At 48.8% G+C, this 24,158-nt stretch carries 28 protein-coding genes; 25 read left to right on the plus strand and 3 right to left on the minus strand.

The window, feature by feature from the left end; translation table 11 throughout:
* Window positions 1–11 precede the first annotated feature (11 nt).
* From NST37_RS00170 to NST37_RS00260, 19 genes are all read left to right on the plus strand, one after another.
* Window positions 12–413, plus strand: coding sequence for a phage tail tube protein (locus NST37_RS00170; protein ID WP_122958997.1), 402 nt, complete (start codon window positions 12–14; stop codon window positions 411–413).
* Window positions 414–439: 26 nt separating this feature from the next.
* Window positions 440–871, plus strand: a complete 432-nt coding sequence (locus NST37_RS00175) for a hypothetical protein (RefSeq protein ID WP_122958998.1) — start codon at window positions 440–442, stop codon at window positions 869–871.
* A gap of 200 nt (window positions 872–1,071) precedes the next feature.
* Complete coding sequence (locus tag NST37_RS00180) at window positions 1,072–3,417, plus strand: phage tail tape measure protein (protein WP_279041555.1); 2,346 nt, start codon at window positions 1,072–1,074, stop codon at window positions 3,415–3,417.
* A 145-nt stretch (window positions 3,418–3,562) separates the two neighbouring features.
* Window positions 3,563–3,823 (plus strand): YbjQ family protein, encoded by a 261-nt coding sequence (locus NST37_RS00185; protein WP_243014953.1) that lies wholly within the window; start codon window positions 3,563–3,565, stop codon window positions 3,821–3,823.
* Between the two features lie 55 nt (window positions 3,824–3,878).
* The gene (locus NST37_RS00190; RefSeq protein ID WP_243014952.1) at window positions 3,879–4,454 is read left to right on the plus strand and encodes a hypothetical protein; all 576 of its coding nucleotides are present in this window, start codon (window positions 3,879–3,881) and stop codon (window positions 4,452–4,454) included.
* 189 nt (window positions 4,455–4,643) lie between these two features.
* Window positions 4,644–5,453, plus strand: a complete 810-nt coding sequence (locus NST37_RS00195) for a hypothetical protein (RefSeq protein ID WP_339186069.1) — start codon at window positions 4,644–4,646, stop codon at window positions 5,451–5,453.
* The gene (locus NST37_RS00200) at window positions 5,450–5,881 is read left to right on the plus strand and encodes a DUF2577 domain-containing protein (RefSeq protein WP_243014950.1); all 432 of its coding nucleotides are present in this window, start codon (window positions 5,450–5,452) and stop codon (window positions 5,879–5,881) included. Before NST37_RS00195 ends, NST37_RS00200 begins: the two co-directional genes overlap by 4 nt.
* The gene (locus NST37_RS00205) at window positions 5,878–6,315 is read left to right on the plus strand and encodes a DUF2634 domain-containing protein (protein ID WP_122959004.1); all 438 of its coding nucleotides are present in this window, start codon (window positions 5,878–5,880) and stop codon (window positions 6,313–6,315) included. The genes NST37_RS00200 and NST37_RS00205 overlap by 4 nt, the downstream gene beginning before the upstream one ends.
* Window positions 6,308–7,060, plus strand: a complete 753-nt coding sequence (locus NST37_RS00210) for a baseplate J/gp47 family protein (RefSeq protein ID WP_122959005.1) — start codon at window positions 6,308–6,310, stop codon at window positions 7,058–7,060. Before NST37_RS00205 ends, NST37_RS00210 begins: the two co-directional genes overlap by 8 nt.
* Window positions 7,057–7,779, plus strand: coding sequence for a hypothetical protein (locus tag NST37_RS00215; RefSeq protein ID WP_122959006.1), 723 nt, complete (start codon window positions 7,057–7,059; stop codon window positions 7,777–7,779). The genes NST37_RS00210 and NST37_RS00215 overlap by 4 nt, the downstream gene beginning before the upstream one ends.
* Before the next feature lie 42 nt (window positions 7,780–7,821).
* Entirely contained in the window at window positions 7,822–8,313 is a 492-nt protein-coding gene (locus tag NST37_RS00220) for a hypothetical protein (protein ID WP_243014949.1), read from the plus strand.
* Window positions 8,314–8,325: 12 nt separating this feature from the next.
* A complete protein-coding gene (locus NST37_RS00225) occupies window positions 8,326–10,395 on the plus strand; it encodes a DUF4815 domain-containing protein (protein ID WP_243014948.1) in 2,070 nt (689 codons plus the stop codon).
* A gap of 3 nt (window positions 10,396–10,398) precedes the next feature.
* On the plus strand, window positions 10,399–11,520 hold the full coding sequence (locus tag NST37_RS00230) for a choice-of-anchor R domain-containing protein (RefSeq protein WP_243014947.1): 1,122 nt from the start codon (window positions 10,399–10,401) through the stop codon (window positions 11,518–11,520).
* 13 nt (window positions 11,521–11,533) lie between these two features.
* Window positions 11,534–11,857 (plus strand): hypothetical protein, encoded by a 324-nt coding sequence (locus NST37_RS00235; protein ID WP_122959010.1) that lies wholly within the window; start codon window positions 11,534–11,536, stop codon window positions 11,855–11,857.
* Window positions 11,858–11,879: 22 nt separating this feature from the next.
* A complete protein-coding gene (locus tag NST37_RS00240) occupies window positions 11,880–15,746 on the plus strand; it encodes a hypothetical protein (RefSeq protein ID WP_339186071.1) in 3,867 nt (1,288 codons plus the stop codon).
* A gap of 11 nt (window positions 15,747–15,757) precedes the next feature.
* Window positions 15,758–15,940 carry a hypothetical protein gene (locus NST37_RS00245; protein ID WP_122959012.1) on the plus strand — a complete coding sequence of 61 codons (183 nt, stop codon included), beginning with the start codon at window positions 15,758–15,760 and terminating at the stop codon, window positions 15,938–15,940.
* Window positions 15,941–15,942: 2 nt separating this feature from the next.
* The gene (locus NST37_RS00250) at window positions 15,943–16,074 is read left to right on the plus strand and encodes a CD1375 family protein (RefSeq protein ID WP_255320353.1); all 132 of its coding nucleotides are present in this window, start codon (window positions 15,943–15,945) and stop codon (window positions 16,072–16,074) included.
* A gap of 183 nt (window positions 16,075–16,257) precedes the next feature.
* Window positions 16,258–16,632 (plus strand): phage holin family protein, encoded by a 375-nt coding sequence (locus NST37_RS00255; protein WP_161785234.1) that lies wholly within the window; start codon window positions 16,258–16,260, stop codon window positions 16,630–16,632.
* Complete coding sequence (locus NST37_RS00260) at window positions 16,629–17,501, plus strand: N-acetylmuramoyl-L-alanine amidase (protein ID WP_081924492.1); 873 nt, start codon at window positions 16,629–16,631, stop codon at window positions 17,499–17,501. The genes NST37_RS00255 and NST37_RS00260 overlap by 4 nt, the downstream gene beginning before the upstream one ends.
* 71 nt (window positions 17,502–17,572) lie before the next feature.
* On the opposite strand, the gene NST37_RS00265 is transcribed toward NST37_RS00260, so the two are convergent.
* On the minus strand, window positions 17,573–18,457 hold the full coding sequence (locus tag NST37_RS00265) for an IS3 family transposase (RefSeq protein WP_155808033.1): 885 nt from the start codon (window positions 18,455–18,457) through the stop codon (window positions 17,573–17,575).
* Entirely contained in the window at window positions 18,397–18,723 is a 327-nt protein-coding gene (locus tag NST37_RS00270) for a helix-turn-helix domain-containing protein (RefSeq protein ID WP_024985204.1), read from the minus strand. The genes NST37_RS00265 and NST37_RS00270 overlap by 61 nt, the downstream gene beginning before the upstream one ends.
* A gap of 299 nt (window positions 18,724–19,022) precedes the next feature.
* Here NST37_RS00270 and NST37_RS00275 point away from each other — a divergent pair, with 299 nt between their 5' ends.
* From NST37_RS00275 to NST37_RS00295, 5 genes are all read left to right on the plus strand, one after another.
* On the plus strand, window positions 19,023–19,604 hold the full coding sequence (locus NST37_RS00275) for a sigma-70 family RNA polymerase sigma factor (RefSeq protein ID WP_003392689.1): 582 nt from the start codon (window positions 19,023–19,025) through the stop codon (window positions 19,602–19,604).
* A 67-nt stretch (window positions 19,605–19,671) separates the two neighbouring features.
* Window positions 19,672–20,448, plus strand: coding sequence for a hypothetical protein (locus NST37_RS00280; RefSeq protein WP_251255499.1), 777 nt, complete (start codon window positions 19,672–19,674; stop codon window positions 20,446–20,448).
* 375 nt (window positions 20,449–20,823) lie between these two features.
* On the plus strand, window positions 20,824–21,636 hold the full coding sequence (locus tag NST37_RS00285; RefSeq protein WP_003392693.1) for an alpha/beta hydrolase: 813 nt from the start codon (window positions 20,824–20,826) through the stop codon (window positions 21,634–21,636).
* Window positions 21,637–21,785: 149 nt separating this feature from the next.
* Complete coding sequence (locus NST37_RS00290) at window positions 21,786–22,112, plus strand: helix-turn-helix domain-containing protein (RefSeq protein WP_024985204.1); 327 nt, start codon at window positions 21,786–21,788, stop codon at window positions 22,110–22,112.
* Window positions 22,052–22,936 (plus strand): IS3 family transposase, encoded by an 885-nt coding sequence (locus tag NST37_RS00295; protein WP_155808033.1) that lies wholly within the window; start codon window positions 22,052–22,054, stop codon window positions 22,934–22,936. The genes NST37_RS00290 and NST37_RS00295 overlap by 61 nt, the downstream gene beginning before the upstream one ends.
* A 253-nt stretch (window positions 22,937–23,189) precedes the next feature.
* On the opposite strand, the gene NST37_RS00300 is transcribed toward NST37_RS00295, so the two are convergent.
* The gene (locus NST37_RS00300) at window positions 23,190–23,534 is read right to left on the minus strand and encodes an isochorismatase family protein (protein ID WP_327956139.1); all 345 of its coding nucleotides are present in this window, start codon (window positions 23,532–23,534) and stop codon (window positions 23,190–23,192) included.
* Between the two features lie 141 nt (window positions 23,535–23,675).
* Here NST37_RS00300 and NST37_RS00305 point away from each other — a divergent pair, with 141 nt between their 5' ends.
* Window positions 23,676–24,071 (plus strand): hypothetical protein, encoded by a 396-nt coding sequence (locus NST37_RS00305; RefSeq protein ID WP_339186074.1) that lies wholly within the window; start codon window positions 23,676–23,678, stop codon window positions 24,069–24,071.
* Window positions 24,072–24,158: the final 87 nt, after the last annotated feature.

Here is a 24,158-nt window from a genome sequence, read left to right on the forward strand (position 1 = left end):
GGTGAAGTGACATGGCAGCAACTTTTTCGGGTACCCATGGGCATTTTTACAACCAAAACGGCAAAGAGCTTCCGGAATGCATCGGATTTGAGCTTACCGAGGAATTTGAAAAAGGAGAAAGCAAGCGTGCGGGTCGACTCCGCAAAAGTCACCGCGTATTGTCTTCTTCGGTCAGCATGACTGCTACTTTTGAACGGACGGCAGACGTCCAGGAAATTATTAAGGAAATCGCCGCTAATCCGGAAAAGAAGGTCAATTTTATCGGCGAACTAAATGATCCGGTCGCTGGGAAGTATCGTGTCGCTGTTACTGGCTTTTCTCCCGACTCCCTCGTTTTGGCCAAATGGGGGCATGGCGAGCTGGATGAAGACACGACTCTGGAAGGCACAGTCGACGACTACGAGTTTATTTAAAAATAGGGGAAGAGGAGGAAACAACCGTGAGTGAATTTTTGACGATGGAAGAATTTTTGAGTATGGACACCCAGGAGCACGTAAAGGATGTATGGTTGTGGAAGCGCAGAGAGGTTGCGCTTCCCATCCGCTCCGTATCTGGCGAGGTATATTTCAAGGCAAGAAAGGCGGCTCTGAAGGTATCCGTGTTGGGCAAAAAGGGCAAAGCGGAGCGCAAAGTCGAGTTTGACGACCTGCGTCAGAAGGCGGAGATTATTATTGCCGGCATCGATACAGAGCGTACCGACTTCCGCATTGACTCTCCGCAGGTACTCGCCAAATTCGGCAAAATTGCAGCTGTTGACGTCATTCCTTGCATCTTCCGACCAAGTGAGATTGATTCGCTGTACGAGGCCATTGCCCGAATCAGCGATTTTGCCGACGACGAGGAGGCAGAGGAAGAGGTAAAAAACTCATAAAAGAGAGCCCTGAGCTGGCTCTCTATTCGTATATTTGGCAAGAAAAGAATATTTTCCCGCACGAGATTATGCAGCTCACAGAGCGGGAGAGACAGTTCATCTTAGTTTCGACAGCGATGGAGATTGAGAGGAAAGCGGAGCAAACCAAGAAAATGGAGCGAACGAAAGGACGACGTATGAAAGGGAGGAGGAGGTAGCCGGTGGGAAACAGTACAAATCCTGAAATTCAAGGGAACATGTCCAAGCAGCTCTCCTCTCTCATGAAAAGCTTGAACAGCGTTCTTGACGTATTGGAAAAAATCGACGATGCCATTTCTGATTTAGCAAGAACGATCAATCGCATTACCAACATTTCCATTGTGAATGTAAGTGTAGCCTTCACAGAGGTTTATTTTGACGCGGCCAAAGCAGCCAATAAGATAGCCCAGGTTGAACAAGCAGTCGATTCAGTTGACAGCAGCAATATTGATCATTTGAATCGGGCTTTGCGGAATTCAGGGAAGGCAGGAGAAAATGCAGCTAAATCTATAGAGTCTGTAGAGAAAGCTGTCGGTCAAATGCAAGAATTGGGGAACATTCTTTCGTCCGGTGGACAAATGGTAAAGGATGGTTTATCCTTTGCAGCGACATCGGCCTATGACATGGAACAATCCATGGACATCCTTCAGGCTAAAGTAGGTGCAACAGATGCGGAGATGATCTCCATGTCCAAATCTGTTCATGGGTTGTACACCTCGGGCTTGGTAGACGTTCCAAGACAGGCAACAGAGTCTTTCGGTAGATTTCGCCAACTGTTGACGGGCACCCACCAGGATATCGAAAAGGCGGCCGAGGGAGCGCTGGCTTTGGAAAAGATCTCTTTCGGCAAGCTTGATCAAGACAATATAGCCAAAGCACTGGATATGATGCAAGAACAGTGGGGAACAGACCCGGTAAAAGGCCTCGATTTGATCACTGCGGCTTACGATAGAGTCGGCACGAAAGCGGGTGACATCCTAGAGAGCATCGGGAAGTATTCCCCGTATTTTAAAGAAGCCGGGATTAGCGCGGAAAAAATGATGGGCATGTTTGTAGCAGGTACAGAAGCAGGGGCGTCCAGCTTCGGCGGTCTGGGAGAAGTGTTCAAACAGGGGTTTAGTAAAAACCTGAACAAAGCACTGGACGAAGGGGCTTTGAAAGCACTTGAGCCGATATTTGGGGAAGAAAAGCTGTTTGCCATGCTGGATCAACTAAAAGCGGGAGGAAAAGAGGCTGAGGCAGCCGTTTCCGACATTATAAAAGGGATTATGTCGTTAGAAGATCAGGCTGCACAGGATAACATCATGTCTGCTATTTTTAAAGGACAGTACGCCGACCTTGGGCGTGAAGCTACTTTTGCTATGCTAAATGCTGGACCTTTGGAGGAGTTCGCTGGGAAAACAGGGGCAATCGTTGACCAAGTGAAGGATGATTGGAAAGCTATGGCAAATGAAATGAGGCTCGCCATCCAACCAATTGGCGATACCGTATTGAATATTGTAAAGCCAATTGTCGGGGTGCTAACAGAGATAGCGAAAGGCATTGGGTCTTTTGCGAAAGAACATCCATTTATCACGAAGGTAGCGGTGTCTTTTCTGATGCTTCTTTCTGTCTTGGGTCTGCTTGCTGGCCCGTTGATGTTCTTGGCTACAATTTGGCTACCATTGACGCAAGGGTTCGCAGCAATGATTGGGGTTATGAGCGGTTTTGGACTCGCTTCCTTGACTGCGCTGTGGCCGATTCTTTTGGTTACCGCTGCTGTCATCGCGCTGATTGCCGCAGGTTGGTGGCTGTATGATAACTGGGGGACGGTCAGCGCCTATTTGGCTTCGACTTGGCAATGGATCAGCAGTGTCGGTTTTGCGATTTGGGAAGGATTATCTGCTTACTTCAGAACGCTATTTGAATTCTGGAGAGGATTATTTACAGCTTTCGTCCAGTTCATAACCGGGGATTGGTCAGGTGCCTGGGATACGATCAAAACGACGTTCTTCAACACATTTACTACGATAGACGGCTGGTTTGACGGCTGGATCAGCAAATTGTTTGGGAGTGGTCAGAGTATCATTACCACACTTGTAGACGGTATATTGTCGGTTGGAGGTACTGTTACTAGTGCTCTCGTCGCAGTGTTTGGAGGAGCAGATCAATACCTTCCTCACTCTGATGCGGAGCTGGGACCGTTCTCGCGTTTGACTGAAAGCGGTATGGCAATCCCCGAGACTATGGCGATAGGTGTGGAGGCAGGCAATGATTCTTTGATTCAGGCTTTGGAAGGAAGCTTCAGTCAAGTTCCAAGTTACACACCTTCTTTGACTAACAGCAGTGCGATTGCCCAGGATGGAGTAAGTCAACCTGGTAAAAATCAGACCTATGTTGATTTCCGTCCAACAATCCAGGTTTCATTGAAAACCGACAACTTAAACAATAGAGACGATTTGAATCAGCTCGCTGAGAGATTGGCCGAAACCATTGCTAATCGATTGAACCATGTTTTATCAGGAACCGGTACGGTCGCCCTTGAGTAAGATTTTGAAAAATGGTTATCATAATCAATCGCGATCCAAAATGGCTTGTAATGAAGGTCATTCAATAGAAACATGTACAGTGTTATTGGTTAGAAGGTAAAATTTTACCTACCATAGAATATCTTCTGCTAAGGAGGGTATTGATATGGGTATTTTTGGCGGAAAAAAAGAACCGAACAATGAGTCTCGTATCTTGGTCATAACCTCGGATAAATTAAATCGGGACTATGAGCCACTAGGGACAGTAATTGTAACGTCCCCAAAAGTTACAAACGATTTTAATTTTATTCTTGATTTAATTGGGGAGAAGGCCAAAGAGCAAGGAGCAGATGCCGTCATTTGTTTTCGGTATAGTTTAAATGGGGCTTTGCACACTGGCTACGGCACCGCAGTAAAATACAAGTAAATACCAAAAGACGCTCTTCATGCGAGGGGCGTCTTTTTCATTGGAGGTAGGTGAGATGAAAACCAAGCATCTTGAGTTTTGGCTCACTTGGAACAACAACACGGAAAAGCTTCGGCTGCCCGTCATTCCGGCGACTATATCGGTAAAGACCGGACACGGTTTTACAGATATCGACCTTGTAGCTATTGGAGAAGCCACGATCATTGGTGAGCCAAAATTGGAGGAGTATTCATTCTCGACAATCTGGCCTGATCAATACGATCCGGGATTTTGTGACTACGACGGCTTCCCCTCGCCAGAAGAGTTCGTGTCGACCATCAAGCGCTGGAAGAACACCGGATACCCGATTCGTTTTACGGTGACCGGGAGCGACATCAATGTCCCTGTCACCATCCGAGATTTCAGTTACGAGTGGAATGGCTTTGATATTGAATTCAGCTTAACGCTGAAAGAGTATCGGTTCGTTACGCTGGAGAGCCGCTCCGTGAATATCCCTTTCCAAACGACAGGGAAAGGCAAACGCCCGGATACGAAAAAAGCCAAAGTTTCCTCTACAAAAAAAACGAGTGATGAGAAGCAAACTCTCGTTGAAAAATATCTCTCGAGATCGAAGTCAAAGGGAAAGGAGTAGATCCGGATGCTGCCCAGGTACCATTATGAAATCCAATTTCAAAAGCCTGGCCAACAGGCGGTTCGACTCCCTTTTACGGAAGCAACTTGGTCTGGAAGCCGTCAGGAGGCAAAAAGAACGCTCGCGGTCAAAACAAATAACGGACGAGACCGGTTTTGGCCAGACGCAGCTATCGAAGAAGGCGACCTAATGGAATTGATATCGTACGTATCAGGTTCGCCACGCACTCTGTTTACGGGTATGGTTGTTGATTTGGGGATCACGTCCAAGGGTGATCTGAATCCGGTTGCCTATGACTTCGGTTTCTTCTTGTTAAACAACGATGTCGTTGTCGTGACCACAGGAGAACCAGCCGATCAGCTTCTCCTTCGTATTTTTGAGCAGCGCGGGATACCGGTGGGAGGGATCGGCAAGATGCCTCCGGTCGAAAAGCAAACGATTCGCGGAAAAACCGTATGGGATGCGGTAACGGACATTTTGAATCAGGTGTACCGTTCATCGGGAATCCGCTACTGGTGCTGGATTGATCAGGGAAAAGCATTTGTGGGTACACAGCGCGGCCAAACCAAGCAATGGACATTGCAGCAAGGCAGCAACCTGCTAAGCGCAGAACGGAAACGATCGATAGCAGAAATGAGAACGGTCGTGAGAGTCATCGGAAGTGACAGTGAATACGTTTCTGTTCTTCACGATGAAGTAGACTCCGCCAAAGCCAAGCGGTATGGTCACCTCGTAAAAGTAATCGAATTACAAGACGAAGATCGCGACAACAAAATCTCGATAGCCAAACAAGAGCTGGAGAATCTGAGCCGCGTGAAGGAGCAGGCTTCCGTGACAGCGCTCGGGATCGATGATGTTATCGCGGGTACGCGGATCGAGATATACGAGGAGCTGACCAAGCTTTCCGGGATCTTCACTGTTTTTGGCGACAGCCATACGATACGGCCTGGCTATCATGAAATGAAATTGGATTTGCAGATGGAGGTGAGCGGCAGGTGAATGGATTCCAAAAGCTGGCGTATGCCTTATCGAATCTTGGTCAAGACCAAGGAAGCAAAACATTCAAAACAGCTCCGAAAGAGATCAGGATCGAACTGGCTACGGTATTAACACCTCCACCCGATTTGAAAATCTTGATTGACGGCATGTCTGTTCCACTCGGGAAGGAATTCCTCACGGTGGCGGAACATTTGACACGCCACAAACGCATTGTGACCATCAGCCATCAAGAGATGGCCGAGCGAGACCTGGGAGATGCGAAACGGGAGGACTTTTTGGATACGGACGATCTGGCTGCCCCTTTCACATCGTACAAGCACAGCTATGTAGAGATGCAGTTTGAGGACGTTCTGAAGCCGGATGATAAGGTCCTCGTTCTTTCCGTCAATTCAGCTTACTACATTATGGACCGGGTGGTGGGGTTATGAGTATATTCCCGGAAATGACCCGGGTAGAAAACCCGGGAACAGAAGGAAAAAAGCCGATTGTCCCTGTATTGCGAACATATGCGTTTGACTTTGATGCAGGAGATTTTGTGCTCCGTCCAGGAGGGAAGCCTTCCATTATTGAGGGGGAGGCCGCGTTGATACAAAACGTAAAAAAAGCGCTCATGACTGACCGCTACACCTTCCCGATCTACTCATCGGACTACGGCAATGAGCTAAAAACGCTAATCCGCGGCGATGGCACAAGGGAATGGAAGCAGGCGGAAGCCAAACGGTTGGTCCGGGAGGCAGTTGAGTATCTGTTTGGGGTAGAGCGGTGCGAGAAGTTTTCATTCCGGTGGAGCGGCAATACGTTACAAATCTTTTTTTTATTGATTGTGGAAGACGGAACGGTGGAGATGGTGATCGATGTCTGAAACAGTAAAAGCAGTAAAGGGAATCGAGTCGGAATCTTTTGAAGAAATCTTGTATCGCTTGCTGCAAGCAGCCCCGGATGATCTGGATAAAAGCGAAGGATCGATCATTTACGATGCACTGGCCCCCATTGCCCTTGAATTGTTCATTCAACAGGAAAAGTTCCGGGAGATATTGGAACAAGCCTTTGCCGTAACTGCCAAAGGAGAGTATCTGGACCAGATTGCGGAAGATCATGGTCTAAAGCGGGCGCCGGGAGAATCGGACGAATCTTTGCGTGAGCGGATCCTTCAGCAGAAGAGAAACCCGGAGCGTGGCGGAGCGGAAGCTGATTATGTTCGGTGGGCCCTCAAAGTGACGGGTACGACTTACGCCAAGGCAATAGACATGGCAAGAGGTATTGGCACAGTGGACGTCGTCGTGGGCGGCACAATCCCCGATCTGGTGGAGCGAGTGCAGGAAGAGATCAATCGGCGCAAGCCAAGCGGAGTGGATGCAGTTGTACGCCGCGTTCGCATGCAAACGGTACCGATCATTGTTCAGGCGATTGGGATTGAAGCCGAGAAAGCGAAACAAGCGATTTTGGATTATACCCGAACAATCGGCGTAGGCGGAACACTTTACGCAGCCAGAATTTTGTCGGCAGTTATCAACGCAGGAGCAGCGGACGCATCCATGGTCACGCCGACCGAAAACGTGATTCTTTTCCCTGATGCTCAAATAGATCCGGTGGTGACGATCGAATGAGCACACCAGGTGACAAATTAATGGTCTATTTGCCCGGATACTACCGAAAGAGTCGTCATATCCGGGCAATCATGGATGCAGCGGGAAAAGAGCTTCCGGACGTTGACGGCGAACTGTGGAAGGCGTTTTTTGTCCATCTGCAATCAGATGCGTCACGTGAGTTATGGAGAAAAGAATTAGACGCCAAAGACGATGAAGAGTTGCTTGCCAAGCTGCGGTCAAACGGAACGATGAGCGTCGAGACACTCAAGACGCAAGGCTTCGGCTTGCAGGAATCGTATAGGCTGATGCCGGAGGCGGGGGTAGAACTGTCGGAATCGGGAGTGCTTGCAGACGGTTGGGAGTTTTCTCCGTTGTCGTCTGTTATCTATACGACACCGGAAACACTGGCTATTGCCCGTGGTCTTGTCGCACTGATGGGTCTGGCCGGATTTCGTTACCTGTTTTCCGTTTCATTGTCCCATCACGTAGAGTATCAACGTGGAACTTCTCGGGCAGGCATGAACCTGTACACCGCCGTTACGATGCCAGACAGGACCGACGATGACTTGAGCGGCAATGAAAAGCAGTCGAGTCATCACGTCGAACAGTACGCCCTCCATACTGCCGGGTGCGACCGGAAAAGCTGGTGGTCGCCAAATATCACGTTTCTTGAACAGGCGACCTATTTGACTCAAACATTACGGATACAAAAAAGCAATGTATCGATAACGACTTAGGGGGTGTTTCCCATAGCTACGAAAACAAGCGATGTAAAAGGGATGAAAACGTTCCAGGCCTTTAACCTGGTCAGAAACGGTCAAGTCTTTATAGCGGTAGGAAGAACTTCGTCTTGGGACAGCCATTCGCCCGAGATTGTTCCAGATGTGCAGTACGGTCAAACGATCTCCGAAATTGTGGCTCTCAAACGAGCCGACCAGGTGAGATTCGTCTTGCCTGACGACACAAACGGGACAATCGAACAGGTTGGGCAGAAATGGCGAATCATCGACGAGGAGGAAGCGCGGGCCACCGATTGCCGGTGGGTTTATATTCAGGCGTGGCTTCGATACGACGAGTTTCCGCTTTGCACATACCGTCAAACAGGGGTGTATGCAGGGACACTCCTCGCTCAAGGATTGCCGGTAAACAAACAGGTTGCAACCATGGATGAAATCGTTGACTTGGGCTTTTTGTTAACAGTTACCAATCAATCGCCTGTTGAGCGAGAAGCGACAAACCGGGAAAGCATCGAGTACATTCTGGAGCTGTAAAGGAGGTTTATCATGAAACAGGTTTATAATCGCTTTGATCCTTCGAAACGATGGAAGTCTATCGATTTTGTCGGTGGCAGACGGATTCAAACCGCCGAACTGAATGAACTGCAGGCTATGTCGCTGTTCAGGGACAAGCAGATTGGCGATGTGATTTTTGGTGCCGGCCATATTATCGACGGCGGTCAACTTTATATTAGTGCAGACAAAACACTTTTGCGCATCTCTCCCGCCCGCGTGTATTTGGACGGCATCATCCATGATCTGCCGGAAACAACGCTGACCATCAGCGGGGCGGGAGAGGAGAGCATCGGCCTTCGAGTCGAAACACGAAGCCTCACTTACGAAGATGACCCAACCCTGTACGATCCAGCGGTTGGGTTTTCCAATTACGGAATGCCCGGTGGACAGCGAACTATCATTGAACCGGCGTGGACACTAAACGATGAAGCGGCGACGCCGATGTTTCGACTGGTGGACGGGGAGTTGGTGACAGCGAAACTTCCGCCGGAGTTAGAAGGCTTTACACCGGTCTTTGCACGCCGTACCTATGATACGAACGGTTCCTTTTTGGTATCCGGCATGGATGGTTATATCGAGCCGAAGGATGCTGAAAATGTGACGCTGGTGGTCGATGCCGGACGGGCATATGTTCTCGGCTATCAGATTGACAAGCTCGTTCCGATTCGAGTATCCATACCGAAGGCGTTGGATACGAGAATGGTGGTCAATGAAACGAAGACGTACCTCGCTGGAACAAGCTATTATCCGCTTAATACCAAGCCGGTGAAGGCTATTCGCCAGGTGACTGCGACAGTTGAGCGAACCGATACGATCACACGCGGCAACGTGGCGGGCACTTCCGATATGTTGCCGAAAACGCCTGTCGTCGACATCGTTTCCGTGAGGGCGGGAAGCACCGAGTACAAGAAGAGCGTTGACTTTCAACTCTCCGGAGATACAGTGGACTGGTCCCTGGCTGGCGCCGAACCAGCCGGAGGCACCTCCTACACGGTTACGTATCGGTATACGAAAGTAATGGTCGAAGGAACCGATGTGGAATTGGAGAACGACGGCATCAAATGGCTAAGCGGAGACAAACCGGTCGTAGGGACGACATTCCAGACGACGTATGAGTTTTACTTGGCTCGCAAGGACGTTTACTATCTAACATTTGAGGGCGAAGTGAAGGTAATTCACGGTCAGTCAGACATCTCTCCTTATCCGCCATCGTCGCCCCCTGATGTCCTGGAGCTGGGAGAAATATATCTGCCTCCCAACTCCGATGCGGTCGTAGTGACCAACCGGAAGCCGAAACGGTTAACCATGTTGGAGCTCCGATCGTTATTGGATCGTCTGGAGCGGGCGGAGTACAACCAAGCCATCGCCGACTTGGACAGACAAGCCCAGATTTCCGACCCCACTCTCCTGAAAAAAGGAATTTTCACTGATAACTTTACAAACTTTGAACGGGCGGATGTGACGCACCCCCTTTTTGATGCCATGTTGAATCCGAGGGAGAAGGTGGTGCAGTTGCCGCTTGAGCAGACGTTTGTTGAACTGCAAGTCGAGCAGCAGGCATCTACGGTTCGATTCCATGAAAGGCTGGTGACACTGCCTTACAAGGAGGAAGTGCTGATCGATCAGACGTATGCGACCGAGGCCATGAACGTGAACCCTTACCAGGTGTTTGGAAATTTGGCGACGATCCGTCTGACCCCCTCTCACGATACATGGGTCGAAGAATCTATCGTAACCAAGAAGGTGTGGGGATGGTGGGCCGACTGGCGGACTACCGGAACGACACGAACGGAAACAAAAATGATTTTGGACGAGAACGTGCCATACATCAGGCAGCGAGAGATTACGGTATCTGGCGAGGGCTTTGAGCCGTTCAGCGACAATATCAAAGGGACATTTGACGGAATCCCGGTCCACTTGGTTCCGTTGAACGGAACATTGGCAGGGACGTTGCCAAATACTATCCGGGCGGACAAGAATGGCCGGTTCACATGCAAGTTCATGATTCCTCCTAATGTCCGTACGGGAACACGTGAAGTCTATCTATGGAACGAGGTGTAGAACATGTTTACCAAGCAAAACGAAGCAAAGGCATCCTATGTCGGAATAGGCCGCAAACAGGTCATTGAACAGACATTTTGGCAGATACCATCCTGGCGTTTGACGGACCCGCTGGCGCAGACGTTTATCCTGACGGAGGAGCGATATATCACTGCTGTGGACCTGTTTTTGGCAACAAAGGATCCGGCAGCCGATCTGACGGTGCAGCTGCGAACAGTCGTAAACGGTTATCCGTCCATGACTGTTCTGACATCCGTCGCGTTGAATCCCGATCAGGTGAACATCTCCAACAACGGCACCACGGCAACGAAGGTAACCTTCCCCGACCCCGTCCTGCTGCAAGCTAACACGGAATATGCCATCGTCCTGCTGACCCCTTCCTCGCAGTACAGAGCTTTTGTCGCCCGAATGGGAGCAAAAGACCTCATAACACAGAAACCAGTAGCACGTCAGCCATATGATGTTGGATTGCTGTTTTCCTCGTCCAATGGTTCGGCGTGGACAGCCCACCAGGATATGGATTTGAAATTTCGGCTGTATGGCGCGAAGTTTACCAGTGACGGCATTTTGCGGTTCCGTCCGATGGAAGTATCCCAGGCTACTCAGCTCGTGCTTGCCAGCAGCCAGCTCGTTCCGCAAAAGGCTGAACTGCAATGGCAATACTCAACTGATGAGATGTCGTGGTACGCGCTGGACGAGATCGATGTCACCAAGCTTGGGCAACCGACTGACATGATTCACGTCCGGGCTTTATTGAAATCAAAGGGCTCTTCTCCAGTCGTTCAACAGAATGTCGGCGCTATCGCTCTTGGATACAAGCCGGAAGGAATGTATGTAAGCCGGGAGATTACTACGAGTGCACCGTTTACGAGAATTACCGTTTATGTGGAACTGAGTACGCCAAGCGGTACGAGTCAGACAGTCGAATATTCCCTGGATGCCGGCAAAACATGGACGAGTATGGGCAGCGCAGTTGCACAGACACCGATTGACGCCGATTTTACGCAATTGAAGTTTGAAAAAACGGTTGCCTCTTCCACCAAGCTTCGCGTACGGATCAAACAAAGCTCGACCGTGCCGGTCGTGACGCCCAAAGCGCGAAATCTGATGGTTCATACATCATAAGGAGGATGTGTACATGCCGGTAACCAATGGACGAATTTCTCTTGACCCAGCCGCTCCCGATAGCCTGATGTCGGGGGCTGGCAAAATCAACAGAAACTTTGACTTAATCGATTCGGAATTTGCCAATGTCCAAGCAAATATTTTCAGCTTGAATACACGAGCTGTGCACGATGAACGCAATATCGTCGACCTGGCCATCGAGCTGGAGACCCTCAAGGGAGCCACTCTGAACAATGTGAATGCGAATATATACATCGAAACCTTTCGTGAAATCAGCGATATCAGGCTGTGGAGCGGGGTGTTTGATTCAACGGCAAAAAGAGTGGTGCTGAAATAGTCAGGAAAGGAGAGTAAGGGATATGCCGACTTTAGCAGTAGGCTTCTTGCAAGCGGAGTATACAGAGAGTTCGCATAATTATGCGAATGGAACCCTTAGGCAATACTTTGACGCAGCAACTACAGTTCCTCTGTTGTATGACAATGCAAGTTTGAATGATAGTGCATGCAAATATTTTATTTCCCCCGTCGAATTTCAGCTTGGAAATGTAAAGTATAAGGACTTTCATTGGGATTACGATTCCATTAACTTCTTGGAGAATGTCCACAACATTACTTCTGAAACTGTCTGGAAATCTACGTATACCGGCTGGGCGAATGGCCAAGTAATTGATTTGCAAGGTGACGGTTCGAGAGCTGTGGTAGTAAACGGGGGCTACTCCTCAAGAAGCACAAGAAATATTGGAACCGCCGTCAGTGACGGCGGTACCGGCATTTCGGTGCCTAAACGCACAAACGGATACTACGATTATGTACCTCGGGCGATTATTTTTACAGAGCCCCATAGCGGCGATTCGTACAGTAAGCTTGCCGTGCGGGCAAACACCCGGAGAATCGTCATTTATCTCTATTCGCAAGCGTATTCTGGCAGTACCTTTTGGCATGAAAAAGTCTATGATATCAACCTTGACGCAAAGGCGTTTGATATTTATACCAATTGTTCCGTTACCACAACTCCTTTAACCGCATTTGCTGTACCTTCTTTGGCAGAATCGACCTCGGCGGGAGGGGTTGCTACCGCTACAAAAGACACGATGTCAACATCGCCAAGCACAAAAAAGCTGTTTACGATCAGCCTAAATGTTAACCCAAACAGACCATCGTCCGGCTTTACCGTAAACGGAACGAGTGCCTCAACATCCGCTTCCTCCCCTGCCGTCGTGTCAAATACGCTGTTGCCAAAACTGGCATGGACGTTCAGTGATGGCAATACAGGCGATTATCAGTCTGCCTTTGATATTGAAATTGTGAATTCTTCGACCAACGCGGTCGTTGTTTCAAAGTACCAATCATCAGGTTATCAGTATTACAACGTTTTATCAGCCGATAATCTCTCGTACAACATTTTATACAAATACCGTGTACGGACCTATGACCGTTACGGGGCATCGAGCGACTGGTCAAACTATTACTTTTTCAAACTAAATCGATCGCCAAACGGCTCAACGGGCATGACTCCAGCCGGCACATCTGCTTCGCCTTCCGTCCAATCAACCCTCACGCCAACGCTTAGCTGGGTATTCAGCGATCCTGACGGGACAGGCGATTCCCAATCGGCGTACGAGATAAACCTGATGGATGGGACCAATACGGGCATCGCGGTGTGGAACAGCGGAAAGGTCGCAGGCGGAGCCCAAAGCGTAATCGTACCGACGGGCAAACTGTCTCCAGACAAACTGTATGCATGGCGTGTGAGGACATGGGACCGTTATGGTGCCGTCGGTCCTTTCACCAACTATCAATATTTCCGGACGACGAAAAAACCGGTATTTACGCCAAAGTCTCCTATTGGTACAAGGACCTTCCCATACGGAACAAACGAAACGCCGCGGCTCGAATGGACGTACAGTGATCCTGAGGGGCACGGGCAGCGCTCTTTCCGCATCTATATTCGCGATGTTGCAACCAATGGGGTCGTTCATGACTCAGGGGAAATTATGGGGACAGCAAACCGCTATGATGTTCCCGAAGGCATCCTTGAGCCGGGCAAAGTGTACGGATGGTATATGAACGGCAGCGACTCCACCGTCATGTGGAGTGACATGTCAGCAGAAAACTTCCTGATCACAAACATACCTCCGAAACCGCCCATGATTACAGGACCGACGGAAAATGTACGAGAGGGAAAACGCCCTGTTTTTGAAATGGCGATCAACAATGACCGCGAAGGAGACAAGCAGCACTATCAACTGCAAATCGCTGAGGATGCAGCTTTTACGGTAGGAACGCTGTTATTCGACACATCGGTTGATCGGACTGGCTGGGAGGTGTACGACGGTGAGTCATGGACAGCTTTCCCAGCGGAGGGTGTCCGCTATCGAAAACAACTGGTAGTGGACTCTTCATTCGCGGGGGATCGCGGAAATGTTCCGAGTGCATTTTGGCGCTTGCAGGGAACGAAGGGAGTCAATGACTACGTCGACATGGCCGCAACACCAAAGACCGGAAATAATGCACTGCGGGTCATTAACAATAGTGGTGCTGCTCCTCTTGGCGTTTTGCAGGAATTGAAGGGATGGAAACCGGGAGATAGACTGAAATTGCAGGCAACGGTTTTCGCCATTCGTTTACACTCTGGTGCCCAAATCCACATTGATCTTCTCGGCGTAAAGAAGGATTCGACGATTGTGATGAACACCAACGGGATCGTTCTCAGTGGGGCTACGACCAAGTATGAAACGTATATGGATGAAGTGACAGTTCCACAGGATTGCGACGTCCTGTATGTACGGGCATATACGAGCGGAGCCAATACGGCCAATACTGAGTTTTGGGTTGATCAAATTACTGTCGATATTGTTTCACCAGCAACTTATACCACCGTTCGCTTTACGCCGCAACACGATCTTGTCGAAGGCAAAAAGTACTACTGGCGAGTAGCGGGGATCGATGCTACCACAGGTACGATGGGGGACTGGTCGAACCAACGCAAGCTCAAAAATGAATTAGGGACTTCAGGCAGCATGCCGAATACGACTGATTGGGGCGTCAAGGATGCATCGCATCTTCTGGATGCAAACGGCAAAGTCGTCGGCATTAACAGCATGAAGGTTTCCATAGCTGCAGGAAAGTCATCCGGGTCCATTTACAAACGAGTGTCGCTTCGCGGCGGAAGCTGTTATTTTGTCGGAGGCTACGTGAAAAACGGCAATGCCAAAAAGGCATGCCTGAAAATGTATGGCGTCGGGGAGTCGGCTGGTGTTACGGACCAGGTCCATTACAAGTTCGAGTGGTTTAAAGCAAAACCTGCTTACGACACCACGGTTGATCTGGAATTGATGGTTGAAGGCATCGGTGGGCAGTACGCATTCTTTGATGGAATACGCGTTTATGAGGTTCCCGAGGAGGAATACAAGCAAATCGGGAAAGATCCGGGATGGACAGGGGAAAATCTGGCCTTGAAATTTCCGTATCGCAGTGGAGAGGCTACGATTAACACGCCCAGTACTGTCCGGATTGGGGACAGGCTTCAATTCGAGTTAAAGAAGCCAATTGTAACCAGTGATGTTGTCAAGCGTTTGGTGCTCAACGCTGTGCGTACCGTTCCTTTGACCTCTTCGATCGTAGAACGCATACAACAGAATGACGTTCGGCTGAGCTACACGGGAGTTTGGGAGGATTCGCCTCTTCCTGGCTACGACATTGGCGGACGTCACACCGGTGTCACAGCTGCGGGGACGGTTGAGTTTACATTTACCGGAAATGGCATCAGGTGGGTTGGGGCGAAGCATGGCAATTGCGGGATTGCCAGAGTTTATATCAACGGCATTCCAGTAAGAGATGTTGATTTGTACACAGCCAGCATCGATCCGGAATACGGAACGTTATACGAAAAACTGGACCTTCCGTATGGCACGCACAACATCAAAATTCAGGCCCTTATGGAGAAAAATAAAGAATCGTCCGGAACCGTTATTTCACTTGACTACTTTGAGGCAGTGACGACAGAGACACCGGCGAAACTCAAGGTCGAAGCGACCAACAATGGAATGGATGCTCTCCCGCAATGGGAAGATATCACGTCCTATTTCCTCAAAGGCTCGTATTATGACTTTGTCAACAAGGCCAAGACGGCTATACAGTGGGGGCTGAACATCAAGGTTACCATCGAAGCGAACGGCTCATTCAGTCCCGTTGAAATTGACGGATTTGGTATAAGCTACGAATAGGGAGGAAGCCGATGGGAAAGCACATTAAGCAAACGGATCTTGCCGAGCTTCGGTTTCGGCAGCAGGTCGAGACGAATCCTGATTTGACTGATGCTTATGAAGCGATTGCCGCTTTATACGAGCAGACACTTTTGCAGCAAAAGGAACTGGCAGCATTACGGGAAGAACTCAAGACGACGAAGGAAGGGATGTAACGATGGTTGCGACTTACATGGTAAAAGTATTCGCCTATTTGATCAAAGCCGGACGCCGCGAGATTGAGACGCTTCCGGAAGAATATCAAGCTCCGGTTGCCGAGCTTTTAGCCGCACAAGTTGAACAACAATAGCGGACGCCATTCCTCAACTACGAGTGAAGGCGTTTTTTTATGGGGAGCTGCGGCTCCCCGACTTTTTTTCCTAAGGGAGGGATGATAAGCATGAAAGACTCAATCATATCTGGTGCAGCTGGCGCCGCTTGTATCTCGGCTTTTCATTTTTTATACGGAGAAAATCCCGTGAGGATGTTAATCATGACATGGTACGTCTTTCTGATCGCCATGGACTGGATAGCGGGATACAGGGCCTCCAAAATTGATGGTTCTTACGCATCCGAATACGGAATCAACGGGGCTTTTCGGACAGCATTCCTGCTCTTCATGCCGGCAGTAGGTCACCTGATCGATACGGTAATCGGAACACCGGGGATTGGCTTTGGTTTTCTGATTGCGGCATTCGGCTTGCACATTTGGAAAAGCATGACGGCCAATGTGGTTCGAGCTGGTTGGGAAAAGTGGGTACCGGAGTGGGCGATGAATGCCGTTTCGGATGAGATCGAACACAAGCTGGCCAGAGCCATCAAGCGGAGACAGGAGAAGGAAAAGCATGGGGATGGTGATATGTCGTGAAGATAGCGATAGATGCAGGACACGGCCCGGAAACACCGGGAAAGCGAACGCCGGACGACAGCATGCGGGAGTTCCACTTCAACAGCGTGGTCGCCCGTTATGTCCGTGATGAATTGAAACAATACGATGGGGTAGAGACGCTGTTTACCCACGCTGACGACGGCAGCCGGGACGTGCCGTTACAGGAACGCACAGACAAGGCCAACGCCTGGAGGGCAGATGCATTCGTCTCCATTCACGCAAATGCCTTCGGGAATGATTGGAACGACGCAAACGGCATCGAGACGTTTGTCTACACATCGCGGCCTCCCGCAGCCGTAAAGCTGGCCGAAGCCGTTCAGCGTGCGCTTGTCCTCGCTACCGGCCGGAAGAACCGCGGGGTCAAAGCAGAGAATTTCCATGTGCTGAGGGAAACAAACATGACCGCGATCCTCGCGGAGTGCGGGTTTATGACCAATAGGGAAGAAGCTGAGCTGTTGAAGAGCGATACGTACCGGCGTGCGTGTGCAAGAGCGATAGTAACCGGGCTTGCTGAAGTTTATGGGTTGAAAAGGGCAATCGCTGCAGGTACGCTGCCTCAGAAGGTAACGATTGAAATAAACGGAGTTCAGCTTTCGGCTCAGGGGTATCTCCAAAACGGAGTTTCCCTCCTGCCTGTTCGAGCGGTTGCGGAAGCGGTTGGAGTGGTTCCTGCATGGAATCCAGCGGCGAAGCAGGTCAGCGTAAATGGGCTTGCTTTGAACGGAACGATTGAGTCCGGGACGGCATATGCTCCCGCTCGAGAGCTCGCCTCGGCACTTGGCTTGAAGGTGGAATGGGACGGAGCCACAAAAACTGTAAAACTGTCGAAAAGCTGCATATGTCGATGAAAAAATGAGAAGAGCCCTCCTGCGGAGTGGTCAAGACCCCATTTAGTGGACAGTAAGAAAAAACCCGACCGTTAGACCGACAGCTGACGTCTGAATTCAACAGGCGTCAGCCTTTTTAATTTTCGTTGTGGTCGACTTTGGTTGTAGAATTGAATATATTCCTCAATTCGCCTTTGTGCCTCATCCACACTTCGGATATCATAAGGGTAGAGCCCTTCCGTTTTGAGATGCGAGAAGAAGCTCTCCATCGAGGCATTATCATAACAGTTGCCTCTCCGAGACATGCTGATTTGGGCGCCAACCTTCGGCAACATGTCGTGGTAAGCGTAGGACGTGTACTGGAATCCCTGATCGCTGTGAACGATCAGTCCAGTCACGTCTTTCGTCTTTTTAAAGGCTTTCTCAAAGGTCCGTAGGACCAACTGATTGTCGTTGCGAACTCCAATGTGGTAAGCCACAATCTCATTATTAAACAAATCCTTAATAGCAGACAGGTAGAGCCACGTATCCGCGACACGATACTGTGTGACATCGGTTACCCATTTTCGATTAGGTGCATCCGCTTTGAAATTCCGCTGCATCACATTCTCAGCGACTCGTCCACCTTCGGTTGAAGCATAGTGACCTCGATATTTGCGGCGTATTCGAGAACGGAGCTTCATTTCTTGCATCAGACGTAGTACCTTCTTATGGTTGACCCATACCCCGTGATCTCGTAAGAGAAACAGCTGGGTTTGTCGATACCCATATTTACCATCATACTTCTTATAAACTACTTTGATGAGGTCTTTCACGGGCTTGTCCCGGTCCGCTTGTTGCCGTTTCAAGTATGCATAGTATCCACTTCTTGAGACTCCAAACAGCTTGCAAAGTTCACTAGTCGTATACTCACCAGCTACTTGCTTGATCGCCTCATACTTATGGGCTGCACCTCCCGCATCCAGATTTTCAAACACTTTTTTAGCATCGAGTTCTCTCGTTTTAGCTTTTTAACATATCGATCTTGATCAACATATTCTTCACGTCTACCTCGTTGATCCATCAACCCAAATTCGCCTAACTGTTTATATTTTTTCATCCATACTTTAAGCCGGTGGCGGTCCGGAATCCCCAGATGCTCCATGATTCGACGGTATGTCCATCCTTCTTCGATATGCAGTCGTATGGCTTCCACCTTTAATTCGTGAGAATAACTTCTAAACGTTTGCCCCTTTTTCACCATAAAAAATGCACCCCTTAAATTTCATCGGATTTACCAGGGGTTTAATCCAATGTCCATTCTAAGGGGTGCACTTCAGAGCCATCCGGGGAGGGCTTTTTGCCGTGGCAGCTGCTTGCTCGGCTTGTCGTAAAGCCGCGTACGTTCTAAACTGGCTCCTTCTAAACCACCCGCCTTTCAAAAACAACAATTTCAAAACGATTTGTTAATGCTTTTGGCGAGGCGACGTATTAACATACGTAAAACTTCCCTATACAAGATGGACAAATGGGAAGGGAGAAAGGCAGAAAGGAGGAAAGGAGTTGGAAAGTGCCAGAGTACATATGGAAATCTGCCACGATCAAAAAGACAGGCTCCGTGAGGGTGTTTTATCTACAGAGCAGTTTTCTCAAATTTACGAAATATACTTCGATCGCGTGTACAAGTATATCTGCTACCGGATTCACAATCAGTACGAGGCAGAAGATATTTGCAGTCAAGTTTTTGAAACGGTCATCTCCAAATACCACAGTTTCTCGGAGGAAAAAGCAAAATTTGATGTATGGCTGTTCGCGATTGTCAGAAACACTGTGACAGATTACTATCGCGCCCGGAAAAAAAGATTCCACTTTTCGCTGGATTCCATAACAGAGCTGATCATGCCCAAGCCGTCTCCCGAAGAGCTGGCAATCCGGGACGATGATCATCAGGCACTGTTTAAAGCACTGGCAAAGCTGCGCGATAAAGAACGCAATATTATCGCAATGAAATTCGCTGCCGGTCTGAAAAATTCAGAAATAGCCGAGCTAATGGGTGTAAGCGAGTCCAATATCGGTGTCGTGGTCTACAGGAGTTTAAAAAAGCTACACAAAATCTTGGAGGCAGGTAGGTTCAAGGATGAGTGAAAAACATGATCCGAAGACATATGGAAACGTCGTTGAATTGCTTGAAAAGGCGGAGATCAATAACAGCTTGGCCAAGGAGCGCATTTACAAGCGTCTGGTAAACAAAATCGAGACGGGAACCATTCAACTCCAAAATACGAAAAAGGGTGGGAAAGCTCTGATGAATAGAAAATGGAAAACGGCCGCTGCGGCTGCTGCTGTTATAGTTCTCATTGGCGGTGCGCTTTCGACGACCTCCTACGCGCAAGGCATGATCCAGTCAATCCTGGCACGTTTTCAAGTTGGGAATATGGAAATTGTCCAATACAAGGAACTGCCGGTTTCTGAAAAGAGTGTATCGGCCGGGCAGGATAGGGGAGCGGATTCCGCAGTGACAGAATGGCCGGCATCTCCAAAGCTGACTCTGCAGGAAGCTCGCTTGGCAACAGGCATGAATTTCCCCGCGCCCTCCTGGATCGCAGATTATGAATACGTCAACACTGTCATTCACGGAAAAACCATGGTGGAAGTACAATACAGTCACGGCGAGAAAACGGCTGATTTCTTGATCTCTCAGGGCGGTGAAAATGGCATCGGCACTACTGACCCGGTCAAGACTGAGGTTATTGAAGGGGCCAAGGTCTATTTCGCGAACGGTATCGTGATTTGGGAGCATGAGGGATTCACGGTAGAATTGTACACTCGTGATGATTTTGACACTGCAACGCTCGGAAAAATAATCAAGGGCTTTGCGGTTGGAGCGCCGCCTACGCAAGAAGAAATCGATATGGCAAAATCAAAAGGGGACAGTATGACGCAAACAGAAAAAGCCGGCCCTGCCCCTGCCCCAGCGTCTAAGAATTAATCGGGGTCTGATGTCGGCTTCGTCTCCCCAAACAGTGTTCAAGCTTTTATGTTATGGACGAACCCGGTTCTCTACGTTTTTGGAGAACCGGGTGTTCATTTTTTGATCGTTATAAAGCAACAAATTGAGGTCTTTTCCCGCAAGACGCAAATGTTGGCCTAGCGTGTTAATGAAAAAGTCAATGGCGGTTCGTTTGCGATGATGGCTAGCCTGCCGCTATATCGAGGCAGCGGCCGGACGCGCGCCTTTCGCGAACACATTGCGGCGCTGCACGGCGGTGGTCGGACTACATGCTTTGTTGCAAGACAAGTATCTATCCTGCTCTTCCCCACATAAGGTATGCATAGGCAATCATCCAGAAGGGGAGTAATTTTGATGGGCTATTACGTTGCGGTTGAACAAAATGTAAATCTTTACGTGGAGGATCTCGACCCGGGCAATGGAAAACCAGTGCTGTTTATCCACGGATGGCCTGTTAATCACAAAATGTATGAATATCAGTTCAACCAGCTTCCCCAAATGGGGTACAGATGCATTGGAGTCGACCTGCGCGGATTTGGAAAGTCGGACCGTCCCTGGAGAGGGTATTCCTACGATCGATTGGCAGATGATATTCGGGTGGTCATAGACACCCTGGAGCTGGAGAATATCACTCTCGCCGGATTTTCCATGGGAGGAGCCATCGCGATCAGATACATGGCCCGATACGGAGCAGATAAGGTTTCCAAGCTGGCTCTTTTTGCGGCGGCAGCCCCTCTGTTTACCAGACGTCCGGATTACCCGTACGGAATGACAAAGGAGCAGGTCAACAGTCTCATCCAGGCAACCTATACAGATCGGCCGAAAATGCTGAATGACTTTGGGGACATGTTTTTTGCGAGCTACGTGACGGAGGGTATCAAAGACTGGATGCACGGACTGGGTATGGAGGCATCTGGTCACGCAACGGCAATGTGCGCCGTCTCTCTGCGAGATGAGGACCTGCGCCGGGATTTGTCCGCTGTTTCCGTTCCAACCGCTATTTTTCATGGCGTTCAGGACAAAGTATGTCCGTACCCCTTTGCCGAATTTATGCATGCCGGTATCCAGGGCTCGGAGCTGGTCCCATTTTTGTACAGCGGGCATGGGTTGTTTTATGACGAGTTAGAGAAGTTTAATCGGGAGCTTGTAAGTTTTTTGGCAAAATAATAATTGGTCATTTTCTTTGTCAGAAGTAGCATTAGTAATGCTCTAATTCCTATAATCAAAATCCCCCTTGGAGGCAGTGAAGTGCACCCCTTAGAATGGACATTGGATTAAACTGGTAAATCCGATGAAATTTAAGGGGTGCATTTTTTATGGTGAAAAAGGGGCAAACGTTTAGAAGTTATTCTCACGAATTAAAGGTGGAAGCCATACGACTGCATATCGAAGAAGGATGGACATACCGTCGAATCATGGAGCATCTGGGGATTCCGGACCGCCACCGGCTTAAAGTATGGATGAAAAAATATAAACAGTTAGGCGAATTTGGGTTGATGGATCAACGAGGTAGACGTGAAGAATATGTTGATCAAGATCGATATGTTAAAAAGCTAAAACGAGAGAACTCGATGCTAAAAAAGTGTTTGAAAATCTGGATGCGGGAGGTGCAGCCCATAAGTATGAGGCGATCAAGCAAGTAGCTGGTGAGTATACGACTAGTGAACTTTGCAAGCTGTTTGGAGTCTCAAGAAGTGGATACTATGCATACTTGAAACGGCAACAAGCGGACCGGGACAAGCCCGTGAAAGACCTCATCAAAGTAGTTTATAAGAAGTATGATGGTAAATATGGGTATCGACAAACCCAGCTGTTTCTCTTACGAGATCACGGGGTATGGGTCAACCATAAGAAGGTACTACGTCTGATGCAAGAAATGAAGCTCCGTTCTCGAATACGCCGCAAATATCGAGGTCACTATGCTTCAACCGAAGGTGGACGAGTCGCTGAGAATGTGATGCAGCGGAATTTCAAAGCGGATGCACCTAATCGAAAATGGGTAACCGATGTCACACAGTATCGTGTCGCGGATACGTGGCTCTACCTGTCTGCTATTAAGGATTTGTTTAATAATGAGATTGTGGCTTACCACATTGGAGTTCGCAACGACAATCAGTTGGTCCTACGGACCTTTGAGAAAGCCTTTAAAAAGACGAAAGACGTGACTGGACTGATCGTTCACAGCGATCAGGGATTCCAGTACACGTCCTACGCTTACCACGACATGTTGCCGAAGGTTGGCGCCCAAATCAGCATGTCTCGGAGAGGCAACTGTTATGATAATGCCTCGATGGAGAGCTTCTTCTCGCATCTCAAAACGGAAGGGCTCTACCCTTATGATATCCGAAGTGTGGATGAGGCACAAAGGCGAATTGAGGAATATATTCAATTCTACAACCAAAGTCGACCACAACGAAAATTAAAAAGGCTGACGCCTGTTGAATTCAGACGTCAGCTGTCGGTCTAACGGTCGGGTTTTTTCTTACTGTCCACTAAATGGGGTCTTGACCACAGACTCCTCGGGGGATTTTCTTTATTCAAAAATCTCACGAGACTCTTTTACGGTAATAATGTTTTTCGGAGTACCCAATCCATTCAAATTCGCATTGTGATGGGCAATGATATCCGCCGCCTTCAGGACGGCGTCATCGGTCGTAGAGTGACAATCACCGGCAAGGGTGACTTCGTAGCCGTGCGAGACTGCCGTTCTGCATGTCGTATCAACAGTACTCGGTCTGAAAGCCGACGATCACCAAATGATCGATGTTGCGAGCCTTTAATTCGTCTTGCAAGGAAGTTTCGAAGAACGAGTCGCATGCCGTTTTTTGAATGATCGGTTCATCCGGATGCGGGCAAAGGGTGGGATGTATCTGCCATCCGGGGGTGCCAGGGGCGAGCGGGCTGCCTTCAGGCTCGTTATGCTGGACAAAAAGGACGGGAATGTTCGCATGCCGTGCTTTTTCGAGAAGCGTTTGAATCCGTTCCACCACTTCATTTCCCTGATAGCAGTATTCCACGATCGAGGATTGAACATCGACAATAATCAGTGCCGTTTGTGTGCTCATTCGAAATTGCCCCTTCCGGAATGGTAGGATTTCTTTTCCATCATACAACTATTCGGAAAGGAATTTGATAATATTTTTTGCAATACTTGGGAAACCATTTCTTTTTGTTAACGAATATGGTTAGCCCATAGGGAGGAAGAAATGAAAAAGTCGTTTTTTGCTGTATTGAGTATGCTGTTCGTCGTTCTTAGCCTTGGTGGTTTTGCCTCCGCTCAAACCGAAGGTACCCATGCTTCAACGGAAGAAGAGAAAGTTGTTGTTGAGGACCTAACTTACGAAGAAGCAACACAACGTATTGCCAAATATAGTGGAAGGCCGTTGGAAGAAGTGAAAAAAGAACATCCTCAAAAACTGCAGTCTTTAGACGCTTTAAGCGCTGCATGTGGATACGGTGAAGTGTCCCAAAGGTTAAAAGTCTCGGATACTTATCGACCCAGATTTATTGCTATTGTAAACAAATGCAGAGATGGCAGTGTGTCGCAAATGCTTCAAAACATTACCGATACTTCTATAGCGGATACAAGTATCTTTCTGTGACCGGAAATTAAATGAAACAAAGGGGAATTCCAAAGTCATAAGAATGACGAGGAATAGCCCCTTTTTCTGCGTAGTTATTAAACATTT

This window comes from Brevibacillus sp. FSL K6-6036, from assembly GCF_037964015.1.
Classification (GTDB): Bacteria; Bacillota; Bacilli; order Brevibacillales; family Brevibacillaceae; genus Brevibacillus; species Brevibacillus borstelensis.